Source organism: Pseudomonas sp. SDO5522_S412, from assembly GCF_054071215.1.
On the sequence record NZ_JBSVWQ010000191.1, the window covers coordinates 1 to 10,572 of the forward strand.

Consider the following 10,572-nt stretch of genomic DNA (forward strand, 5'->3'; position numbering starts at 1 on the left):
AGGCAGCATCAATGTTGACACTGCTGCCGCCTTCGCAGCCTCGCTAAAGCTCGACAGCTCCCACAGGGTTAGGTGGTCTGCTAATCTGCGCTCGTTGAATCTCGACCGCCACCCGTGGACCTCTCAATGACATCGCCCTCCGATCAAAACCTTGAACCCCAATCCGTCTGCAGCCCGATCACCAGCAGCGCCATTTTCATGGTCGCGACCCTGGCGCCTGGCAGTGACTCGGCTGAGGCGGTGCGCAGCTGGTGCGCCGATATCGCCGGCCTGGTGCGCTCGGTCGGCAAGCGGGTGCCAGCCGGCAACCTGACGTGTGTCGCAGGGTTTGGCTCCAAGGCGTGGGATGCGCTGTTCGGGGGGCCGCGGCCAGCAGCGTTGCATCCGTTCAAGGAAGTGGGCGTGGCCGGGCGCCTGGCGCCGGCCACGCCGGGGGATATCCTGCTGCACATTCGTGCCGAGCAGATGGACCTGTGTTTCGAATTGGCCACCCAGTTGATGGCGGCGCTGGGGGATGCGGTGACGGTGGTGGACGAGGTCCAGGGTTTCCGCTATTTCGACATGCGCAGCATCATCGGTTTTGTCGACGGCACCGAGAACCCGGTCGGGCGCAAGGCGGTGGGTTTCACCATCGTCGGTGATGAGGATCCGGCGTTCAGCGGCGGCAGCTATGTAATGGTGCAGAAGTACCTGCACAACATGCAGGCCTGGAATGAATTGTCGGTGGAGGCGCAGGAGCGGGTGATCGGGCGCACCAAGTTGTCGGACATCGAGCTCGACGATGCGACCAAGCCGAGCAATTCCCACAGTGCATTGACCACCATCACCAAGGACGGCGAGGAAGTGAAGATCCTGCGGGACAACATGCCCTTTGGCCGGCCGGGCGCGGGGGAATTCGGGACGTACTTTATCGGCTACGCGCGCTCGCCAGAGCCTTTGGAGTTGATGCTGGAGAACATGTTTGTCGGCCGACCGGTCGGCAACTATGACCGCCTGCTGGACTTCAGCACGGCGGTCACCGGCGGCCTGTTCTTCATACCGTCTGCGGATTTGCTCGAAGAACTGGCCGACCGCGCGCCTTAGGCCAACAACCCGGTGCTCACCGCCACAATCAGGAACACCCCCAGCACCGCGCGGTAGATCACGAACGGCCAGGTGGAGAATCGCTCCAGGAACTTCATCAGGCCCCAGATCGCGAAGAACGCTGAGACACTGGCAACCACCAGGCCAAAGATCAAATGCGGCCAGGCGTGGGCGGGCAGGTCGGCATGGAACAACACCCACAGTTCCTTCAAACCCGCCAGGGCGATCGCCGGCAAGCCCAGCAGGAACGAAAACCGCGCCGCTTCTTCACGCTTGAAGTTGAGGAACAGTGCGGCGGTCAGGGTCGAACCCGAGCGGGAAACCCCTGGAATCAGCGCGCCGATCTGCGCAATGCCGACAATCAGCGCATCCCGCAGGCGCATTTCGCCCACCGTGCGCTTATGCCTCGCGCTGAGTTCAGCCGCCGCCAGCAGCACCGCCATCACCAGGCAGGAAATCCCGATCACCATCAGCCCGCGCAGCGGCGAGTTGCAGGAGTTGAGGGTCGACGACAAGGCTATCCCGGCGATCCCGATCGGAATCGTCGCCAGCACAATGGCCACCGCCAGCTTGAACCACTGGTTGTTGTAGTCACCTTGGCGCACCGCAGTGATGCTGCCGACCGTGACCTGGCGTACATCCTTCCAGAAGTAACTGACCACTGCTGCCAGTGCGGCCAACTGCATGGCTGCGGAAAACGCCGAGCCGGGATCCGGCCAGCCGAGCAGGGCGGGCACGATGCGCATGTGGGCGGTGGAAGACACGGGCAACAATTCGGTGATGCCCTGAATGATGCCCAGGATGCCTATTTGCAGGTAATCCAGGGACGCAAAGCCGACATCGAGGCCGCTGGTGCAGACGTTTGTCAAAGTACTTATCCTGAAAGCAAGGGGAGGGAAGTGACGCGGAGTTTAGTCTAACTTTGTAACGATTTTGTCGTTGACACGAGAAAAGCGCGATCGGTTCAGCAAGCAGAAAGCTTGGCCGGTGTATTGGCATTGCAGGTGGCTTTGTTGACAATGGCGGCCTGTTTTTTTGCCGAGATGCCCATGCCTGCAATCCCCGATACCACCGTCGAACTGATCGAGACCGGCCCGGAACACGCCACGTTGATCGCCAACCTTTACCAGTTCTACGCCTACGAGTCCTCGGACTGGGAACAGGAAGATGTCGAGGTGGACGGTCGCTTCTACATCCATGAGGAGCACCTGGCCCGCTACTGGGAAGACCCGCAGTGGAGTGCCAACCTGCTGCTGGTCGACGGCTTCATCGCCGGCTTCCTGCTGATCGAAGGCAGCGAGTTGCCGGGGATCGATGCGCTGGAACTGGCGGACCTGTTCATCCTCAAACGCTACCGCCGCAAGGGCATTGGCCGCGCCATCGCCACTCAGGTGTTGAGCAGCGGCGAGGCGAACTGGCTGGTGCGTTTCTATGATCAGGATGAAGTGAGCCAGGCGTTCTGGCGCACGGTGTTGGATAACCTGCCGCGTCCGGTGCAGGCCATCGAGCTGGACGATGAGCCAAACCTGCTGAGCTTCCTGGTGACGCGCGCAGCGTTGCACTGAGGCATCAGTTAAACGCTGCGCCAGCCCCTGCACTGAACAATGCCGCCTGCATCGCCTGTGGCGGCTGGCCGAACGCCCGCAGGAACGCCTGGCGCATGCGCTCGCGATCACCGAACCCGGTCTCGCGGGCGACCACTTCCACCGGGTGCCGACTGGTTTCCATCATTGCCCGGGCGGCTTCCACCCGCAGGGATTCGATGGCCTTGGCCGGGGTTTGCCCGGTCTCCTCGCGAAACACCCGGCTGAACTGGCGTGGGCTGAGCCGCGCTACGGCCGCCAGGGCCTCGACCGAAAGGTCGTGGGTCAGGTTCTCCCGGGCGTAGGCCAGGGCCAACTGCACACGGTCGGACTTGGGGTCGAGTTCCAGCAACGCCGATAGCTGCGACTGTTCGCTGCCACGGCGCTGGGCAATCACCAGCTTGCGCGCGATGCGGCGGGCGAGGTCGCTGCCCAGGTCGTTCTCCACCATCGCCAGCGCCAGGTCCACCCCGGCGCTCATGCCGGCACCGGTCCAGATCTGGCCGTCAACCACGAACAGCTTGTCTTCCTCCAGGCGAATCTGCGGGTAGCGCTTGGCAAAGGCCGGTGCGTGCAGCCAGTGGGTGGTGGCGCGCTTGCCTTCGAGCAATCCCGCCTCGGCCAGCACGAAGATGCCCATGCACAACGAAGCAATCCGCCGCGACTGTTTGGACGCCGCCTGGACCAGCCTCGGCAGGCTGGCGTCAGGCAGTTGGAACTCCAGGTAACCGCTGACGATCAATGTGTCATAGCCCTCGGGCCGGATCGGCGTACTGTTCACCGAGAAGCCCTGGGACGTCATGATCGGGCCGCCACTTTCCGACACCAGGTGAAACTCATACGCCTGCTCGCCACGCAGCAGATTGGCGCACTCGAACACCGAGCCCAGGCTGAGGCTCAAGGATTGAAAGTTCGGGTACACCATCAGCGCAATGCTGTGCATCTCATCTCTCCAGGGGGCGCGGAGCGTTGATTGTCGGCGTGTGCCAGGGAAACGGCAACCGCCTTGGCGCAATGTCCGGAATCCTTGCGGACATGACATTGTGCGGTTTTGGCCCGGCTCCTAAGCTTGATTCCATTCCAACCCACATCACCCCGAGGCACTGGCACATGAAAGTATTGATGGTTTTGACTTCTCACGACCAGCTTGGCAACACCGGCCGCAAGACCGGGTTCTGGCTCGAAGAATTTGCTGCTCCCTACTACGCGTTCAAGGACGCCGGGGCCGACGTGACCCTGGCTTCGCCGGCCGGTGGGCAGCCGCCCCTGGACCCGGTCAGCGACCTGCCGGATTCGCAAACCGACCAGACCCGCCGCTTCGCCAGCGACCCGGCGGCGCAACAGGCCCTGGCCACCACCGTGAAGCTGGAGTCGGTCAACGCCGGCGACTTCGACACCGTGTTCTACCCAGGCGGCCACGGCCCGCTGTGGGACCTGGCAGAGTCGAAAACCTCCATCGCCCTGATCGAAGCCTTCGAGCGTGCGGGCAAGCCGATTGGCTTTGTGTGCCACGCCCCGGGCGCCTTGCGTCACGTCAAGGCGGTCAACGGCGAGCCGCTGGTCAAGGGCCGACGCGTCACCGGCTTCTCCAACTCCGAAGAAGCGGCGGTTGGCCTGACCGACGTGGTGCCTTTCCTGATCGAGGATGATTTCAAGGCGCTGGGCGGCACGTATGAGAAGGGTGCCGATTGGCAATCCTTTGTGATTGAAGATGGCCTGCTGGTCACCGGGCAGAATCCTGCCAGTTCCAGTGACGTTGCCAAAGCGCTGTTGAAGCTGACCGCGTAACCCGCCAAATCCCCCAAAAAGTACGTTGTTGGCGGCTCCCCTGACCGGGAGCCGGCAGCTTCTGCTTGTCTGAAATTTGAATCCGGAACTGTCCCCCATGAGCAACAGCGCTTTAGGTACCCCGATCACACTGGGGCACCACACCCTGAAAAACCGCATTGTCCTGCCGCCGCTTACCCGCCAGCGAAGTGCCCAGCCCGGTGATATCGCCACGGACTTGATGGCGCTTTATTACCGCCAGCGCGCCACCGCCGGCTTCATGGTCAGCGAGGGCACGCAGATCGAGCCTCGCGGCCAGGGCTATGCCTGGACCCCGGGCATCTACACACCGGAGCAGATTGACGGCTGGCGTACCGTGACCGATGCCGTGCATGCCGAAGGCGGCGTGATCTTCGCCCAGCTTTGGCATGTGGGTCGCGTGTCCCATCACGAACTGCAACCCGACGGCGCAGCACCCGTCGCGCCGTCGGCGATCCAGCCGCAGCAAGCCAAGGCATTCGTTGCAACCGGGCCCGGCACCGGTAAGTTGGTGCAGCCACCCGAGCCGCGCGCCCTGGCTACCGCCGAGGTCAAGGAGTTGGTGGGGCTTTACGCCCAGGCTGCAAAAAATGCATTGGCCGCCGGTTTCGATGGCGTGGAAATTCATTCGGCCAACGGCTACCTGGTCAACCAGTTCATCTCGGCGCATTCCAACCAGCGCGACGATGAATACGGTGGCTCACTGCACAATCGCCTGCGGTTCCTGCGGGAAATCGTCGAGGCGGTGGCCGAAGTAGTCGGCCCGCAACGCCTGGGTGTGCGCTTTGCGCCGTTGTTCAGCGGCACTGACCAGGACCGGGTCTACATCGGCCTCGTCGAGGAAGACCCGCATCACACCTACATCGAGGCGATCAAGGTGCTTGAGGCGGCCGGCATCGCCTACGTGTCGATTGCCGAGGCCGACTGGGACAATGCCCCCGAGTTGCCCGAGTCGTTCCGCCAGGCGGTGCGTGACACCTTCAGCGGCCGGATCATCTACGCCGGCCGCTACACCGCAGAGCGCGGCGTGCGGCTGGTAGAGGCGGGGCTGGCAGACCTGATCGCGTTTGGCCGGCCGTACATTGCCAATCCCGACTTGCCCCAACGCCTGCTCAACGGTTGGCCGCTGAACCCGTTGAACGCGGACGGCCTGTATGGCGGCACCGAGGTGGGCTTCACCGATTACCCGGTGTATGCCGGGTAGGCACGGGCTACTCGATCGGGTATTTGCCGAATGCCGGGTGCTGCTCGGCGAGGGCCGCGTGGCGTTGCAAGTGGGGAAACGCATCGGCCTTCACGACGTCGGCTATCTTCAGCTGGGTGAAGGACCAGGCGACCGCCACCGTCAGGCTCGCCTGGGTCAGCGGCAAGTCGCTGTCGCGCTCGGCCACCCGCGCCTCCAATAACGCATAGGCCGCCAGCAGTTGTCCGGTCACGCGGTCGATCCACGGCTGATGCAGTTTTTCGGCGGGCCGCAGGTGATGTTCGTAGACGATCTGCACGGTCTTTTCGCACGCTGCCAGCGCCAGGCCGATCACTTGCAGATCCCTGGCAAGCGCTGGGGCTGACGGGGGCAACAATCGGCTGCCGGCCGGCGCCAGGGCTTCCAGGTACTCGAGGATCAAGCCGGAATCCATCAGCACCGTGCCGTCGTCGAGCACCAGCGTCGGTGCCTTGACTACCGGGTTGATCCCGGAAAACTCATCGAAGGTGCTGAACACCGACAGTGCCTGGTGTTCGAACGCGACGCCGTACAGTTCCAGGGAAATGGCCACGCGGCGCACGTAGGGCGAGTCCAGCATGCCGACCAGTTTCATGAAGCCTCCATTAACCGCAGTGTTTTGTTCTGATGACGCTATAAACCGTTTTTCCGCATGTTTATCAATCCACCCGCAACACAATCTTGCCGATATGGTCGCCACCTTCCATGCGCGCATGGGCCTTCGCGGCGTCGGTATAGGCATACACCTCATCGATCATCGGCAGGCAACGCCCGGCCGAGAGCACCGGCCACACGTGTTCGCGCAGTTGTGCGGCAATCGCGGCTTTTTCTTCCCGGGTGCGTGAGCGCAACAACGAGCCGGTAACGATCGCGCGTTTGCCGAGGATCGCCAGCAGGTCGATGTCCTTGGCGCGTGCGCCGCCGAGGAAGCCCAGCATCACCAGGCGACCTTCCATGGCCAGGGCGCTGATGTTGTCGTTCAGGTAGGAGCCACCCATGATGTCGAGCACCACATTGACACCCTTGCCCGCGGTCTTGTCAGCGATGACCTCGGCGAAATTCTGTTCCCGGTAGTTGATCGGCTCGGCTCCCAGTTCGCGGATGGCGGCGCATTTTTCCACGCTGCCGGCGGTGGCGAACGCTTCGATACCGAACTCGCGGCAGAGCATCAGCGCGGTGGTGCCGATGCCGCTGGTGCCGCCATGGATCAACACGCGCTGGCCTTTATGCGCACCGCCGATGCCGAACAGGTTGGCCCATACGGTGAAGAAGGTTTCCGGGATCGCTGCCGCCTGAATCCAGTCCAGGCCATAGGGAACCGGCAAGGTCTGGCTGGCGGGCACTGCGCAGTACTGCGCATAACCGCCGCCATTGGTCAGGGCGCACACCTTGTCGCCCAGCGCGTACTCGCTGACGCCTTCGCCCAGCGCGACCACCACACCGGCCACTTCCAGCCCGGGAATCGGGCTCATGCCGGGTTTCATCGGATATGTGCCGGCGCGTTGCAGGGCGTCCGGGCGATTGACGCCGGCGGCGTGCACGCGGATCAGCACTTCGCCGGGGCCGGCGACAGGTACCGGCTCCTGGCGTGGCTGCAGGACTTCGGGGCCGCCGGGGCTGGTGATTTCGATCAGGGTCATTTCGTGGGGCAGATTCATTTGAGCGCACCTGTAGCAATGAACGTGTGGGTTGGGACCGCGCCCGTCACCGAGCGGTTCAGCCTGCTGGCGATCCTGGGTATTTTCTCTGGTGCCCAGCATAGCTGTGATGAGTGATGCAATAATGCTGCGATTACACGTCACGATGATGCAAAAATGCATCGAAGGGGAAAGCCATGAATTGGGACGATGCGCGGGTGTTCCTCGCGGTGTGCCGCGAGTCCACATTACGCGGAGCCGCGCGGGTGCTGGGGGTGGATCAGGCCACCGTGGGGCGACGGGTCAATGCCCTGGAAAAGTCCTTGAACGCAACGTTGTTCCTGCGCACCTCCGAGGGCTATGCGCTGACCGCCGTGGGTGAGGCCGCGTTGCAATCGGTGGAGAACATGGAGCGCTCGGCCCTTGACCTGGAGCGTCAGGTCCTGGGCCTGGACGACCGCCTGACCGGCACCGTACGGGTGACCACCACCGATTCCCTGGCCATCGACTTCCTGATCCCGGCCATTGCCCGGCTGCACGATGCGCACCCTGACGTGCGCGTGCAGATGGACGCTTCGACCCAGTTGCTTAACCTGGCCAAACGCGAAGCCGATATCGCGGTGCGCAATACCCGCCCGGACAACCCCGACCTGATCGCCCGGCGCATCGCCCGCTGGCCGGTGGGGCTGTTTGCCTCGCAGGCGTATATCGATCGGCACGGCGCACCCGAACCGGGCAGCCTGTTCGAAGGACACGACCTGGTGGTGTACCAGCCGCACCTGCAAAGCCAGAAGGACCTGACCCTGGTCAGCGAGCCGCTGGGACGCGGACGTATTGTTGCGGCCTTGAGTTCAAGCCTGTTGGTTCGCCGCTCCATCGCCGCAGGGATCGGTATCGGTGAGGTTCCGATAGTTTCCGGCGAACGCGACGGCCTGGTGCGGCTGTGGCCGGACCGTACGCGGCCGTTGCCCTACGATGTGTGGCTGGTGACCCATGCCGACCTGCGGCATACCGCCCGGGTGCGGGTGGTGATCGACGAGATCGTCGCGGGGTTTGCCGGCACCGGGGAATAGTACGACTGCCTGAAAAGGCCGGGTGTCAGCCCGGCCAGAAATAAGTCGTCGCAGGAGAACGCAATCGGCTCAGCGTTGCAGGAAGGCCAGCAGATCTTCGTTCAAGGCTTGCTGGTGGGTCACCGCAAAACCATGGGGGGCATCCTTGTACACCTTCAACTGCGCGCCTTTGATCATCTGCGCGGCGACCTTGCCGGTAGTTTCGAACGGCACGATCTGGTCGCCATCACCGTGGATAACCAGGGTTGGCACGTCGATCCTGGCCATGTCCGGGCGGAAATCGGTTTCCGAGAACGCGGTGACGCAATCCACCGTCGCCTTGAGCGAGGCGAGCAGGGCGATGTTCAGTGTTTGAGTCAATACACCGCTGGAGACCTGTTGGCCCTTGTTGATGCCATAGAACGGCGTATTGAAGTCTGCCAGGAACTGCGCGCGATCCTTCAGCAACGCGGCCTTGAACCCGTCAAACGCTGCCATCTCGACACCTTGCGGGTAATCCGGCTTTTGCCCGAACAGCGGCGTCACCGCCCCCAGCAACACCAGCCCGGCCACGCGCGCGCTGCCATGGCGGGCGATATAGCGGCTGACATCGCCGCCGCCCATGGAGAAGCCCACCAGGGTCACGTCCTGCAGATCCAGATGGTTGATCAACTGGGCGATATCGTCGGCAAAGGTGTCGTAGTCGTTACCGGTCCAGGGCTGGTCCGAGCGGCCAAAACCACGGCGGTCGAACGCGATGGTGCGGTAGCCGCGGCTGCTCAGGTACTCCATCTGGTATTCCCACATATCGGCATCCAGCGGCCAGCCGTGGCTGAACAGCACCGGTTTGCCGGTGCCCCAGTCCTTGTAGTAGAGCTCGGTACCGTCTTGTGTGCGTAGGGTGCTCATGGCAAAACTCCTTGGGTGAGAGGGCAGCCAATACTATAGGCGCAGAATCTGACGAGGGACTTGTATGCCTGTGCTCGGTTGAACGGTTCAGCGTCTATGCTGGTCAACTGCTTTCTACCGTCTGAACAAACAGGTGAACGAAATGGCCAAGACTTACAGCTACGCCGCTCGTGACTCCAAGGATTCCCTCAAACCCTTCACGTTCGAACGTCGCGCCCCCGGGGCCGATGATGTGCAGATCGACATCCTCTATTGCGGCGTCTGCCACTCGGACCTGCACACCGTACGCAACGAATGGAAAAACACCCTGTACCCGTCGGTACCGGGCCATGAAATCGTTGGACGGGTGACCGCAGTGGGCGCCAATGTCAGCAAGTTCAAGGTGGGCGATTTGGCCGGTGTCGGCTGCATGGTCGACAGCTGCCAGCACTGCGAATCCTGCGCCGAGGGCGAGGAGCAGTATTGCGAAAACGGCTTCACCGGCACCTACAACGGCCCGGCTTTTGGCGGCGAAAACACCTTCGGCGGCTACTCGGACAATATCGTGGTCAAGGAGAAGTTCGTCCTGCGCATCTCCCACGACGAGAGCAACCTGGCGGCGGTCGCGCCGCTGCTGTGTGCAGGCATCACCACCTACTCACCGCTGCACCACTGGAACGTCGGGCCGGGCAAGCGCGTCGGCGTTGTCGGCCTCGGTGGCCTGGGCCATATGGCGGTGAAAATCGCTCATGCCATGGGCGCCTACGTGGTGCTGTTCACCACCTCGCCGAACAAGCGCGAAGACGGCCTGCGACTGGGGGCCGATGAAGTGGTGGTGTCGAAGAACGCGGACGAAATGGCCAAGGTTGCCAACTCCCTGGACTTCATCCTCAACACCGTGGCCGCGTCCCACAATCTCGACGCCTTCCTCAACCTGCTCAAGCGCGACGGCACCATGACCCTGGTGGGCGCCCCGGATAGCCCGCACCCGTCACCGACCGTGTTCAACCTGATCTTCAAGCGTCGCAGCCTGGCCGGGTCGTTGATCGGTGGCATCCAGGAAACCCAGGACATGCTGGATTTCTGCGCCAGGCACGGGATTGTCTCGGACATCGAGATGATCGACATCCAGGGCATCAATGACGCCTACGAGCGCATGCTCAAGGGCGATGTGAAGTATCGGTTCGTGATCGACATCGAGAGCCTGAAGAAAGAAAAACACGCGGCCTGATTGATCGCCGCCGATCCCTGTAGGAGCGGGCTGGTGTGGGAGCGGGCTTGCTCGCGAAGGCGGTGTGTCA

Annotated in this window: 11 protein-coding genes; 6 read left to right on the forward strand and 5 right to left on the reverse strand. The window is 62.8% G+C overall.

What is annotated here, in order from left to right; translation table 11 throughout:
- The first annotated feature begins 126 nt into the window (after positions 1 to 126).
- The gene (locus tag ACW9I6_RS25845) at positions 127 to 1,083 is read left to right on the forward strand and encodes a Dyp-type peroxidase (RefSeq protein ID WP_003220100.1); all 957 of its coding nucleotides are present in this window, start codon (positions 127 to 129) and stop codon (positions 1,081 to 1,083) included.
- Here the strand turns inward: ACW9I6_RS25845 and ACW9I6_RS25850 are convergent.
- Positions 1,080 to 1,952, reverse strand: a complete 873-nt coding sequence (locus tag ACW9I6_RS25850; protein WP_003220102.1) for an undecaprenyl-diphosphate phosphatase — start codon at positions 1,950 to 1,952, stop codon at positions 1,080 to 1,082. The two genes, ACW9I6_RS25845 and ACW9I6_RS25850, sit on opposite strands and share 4 nt — an antisense overlap.
- Positions 1,953 to 2,141: 189 nt before the next feature.
- Here ACW9I6_RS25850 and ACW9I6_RS25855 point away from each other — a divergent pair, with 189 nt between their 5' ends.
- The gene (locus tag ACW9I6_RS25855; RefSeq protein WP_032898758.1) at positions 2,142 to 2,648 is read left to right on the forward strand and encodes a GNAT family N-acetyltransferase; all 507 of its coding nucleotides are present in this window, start codon (positions 2,142 to 2,144) and stop codon (positions 2,646 to 2,648) included.
- A 4-nt stretch (positions 2,649 to 2,652) separates the two neighbouring features.
- Here ACW9I6_RS25855 and ACW9I6_RS25860 read toward each other — a convergent pair whose 3' ends face one another.
- Positions 2,653 to 3,609, reverse strand: a complete 957-nt coding sequence (locus ACW9I6_RS25860; protein WP_008431438.1) for a GlxA family transcriptional regulator — start codon at positions 3,607 to 3,609, stop codon at positions 2,653 to 2,655.
- A gap of 167 nt (positions 3,610 to 3,776) precedes the next feature.
- Between ACW9I6_RS25860 and ACW9I6_RS25865 the strand changes: the two genes are divergently transcribed.
- Positions 3,777 to 4,454, forward strand: coding sequence for a type 1 glutamine amidotransferase domain-containing protein (locus ACW9I6_RS25865; RefSeq protein ID WP_008431436.1), 678 nt, complete (start codon positions 3,777 to 3,779; stop codon positions 4,452 to 4,454).
- A 97-nt stretch (positions 4,455 to 4,551) separates the two neighbouring features.
- Positions 4,552 to 5,676: an alkene reductase gene (locus tag ACW9I6_RS25870; protein ID WP_102368728.1), complete on the forward strand. Its 1,125-nt coding sequence runs from the start codon at positions 4,552 to 4,554 to the stop codon at positions 5,674 to 5,676.
- Positions 5,677 to 5,683: 7 nt separating this feature from the next.
- On the opposite strand, the gene ACW9I6_RS25875 is transcribed toward ACW9I6_RS25870, so the two are convergent.
- Positions 5,684 to 6,289: a glutathione S-transferase gene (locus ACW9I6_RS25875; protein ID WP_008431431.1), complete on the reverse strand. Its 606-nt coding sequence runs from the start codon at positions 6,287 to 6,289 to the stop codon at positions 5,684 to 5,686.
- Positions 6,290 to 6,353: 64 nt separating this feature from the next.
- A complete protein-coding gene (locus ACW9I6_RS25880) occupies positions 6,354 to 7,352 on the reverse strand; it encodes an NAD(P)H-quinone oxidoreductase (protein ID WP_177023362.1) in 999 nt (332 codons plus the stop codon).
- Positions 7,353 to 7,528: 176 nt separating this feature from the next.
- On the opposite strand from ACW9I6_RS25880, the gene ACW9I6_RS25885 reads away from it, so the two are divergent.
- Positions 7,529 to 8,404 (forward strand): LysR family transcriptional regulator, encoded by an 876-nt coding sequence (locus ACW9I6_RS25885; RefSeq protein ID WP_008431428.1) that lies wholly within the window; start codon positions 7,529 to 7,531, stop codon positions 8,402 to 8,404.
- Positions 8,405 to 8,473: 69 nt separating this feature from the next.
- On the opposite strand, the gene ACW9I6_RS25890 is transcribed toward ACW9I6_RS25885, so the two are convergent.
- Positions 8,474 to 9,292: an alpha/beta fold hydrolase gene (locus tag ACW9I6_RS25890; protein WP_003220116.1), complete on the reverse strand. Its 819-nt coding sequence runs from the start codon at positions 9,290 to 9,292 to the stop codon at positions 8,474 to 8,476.
- A gap of 142 nt (positions 9,293 to 9,434) precedes the next feature.
- Here ACW9I6_RS25890 and ACW9I6_RS25895 point away from each other — a divergent pair, with 142 nt between their 5' ends.
- Positions 9,435 to 10,502: an NAD(P)-dependent alcohol dehydrogenase gene (locus ACW9I6_RS25895; RefSeq protein ID WP_003220118.1), complete on the forward strand. Its 1,068-nt coding sequence runs from the start codon at positions 9,435 to 9,437 to the stop codon at positions 10,500 to 10,502.
- The last annotated feature ends 70 nt before the right edge of the window (positions 10,503 to 10,572 follow it).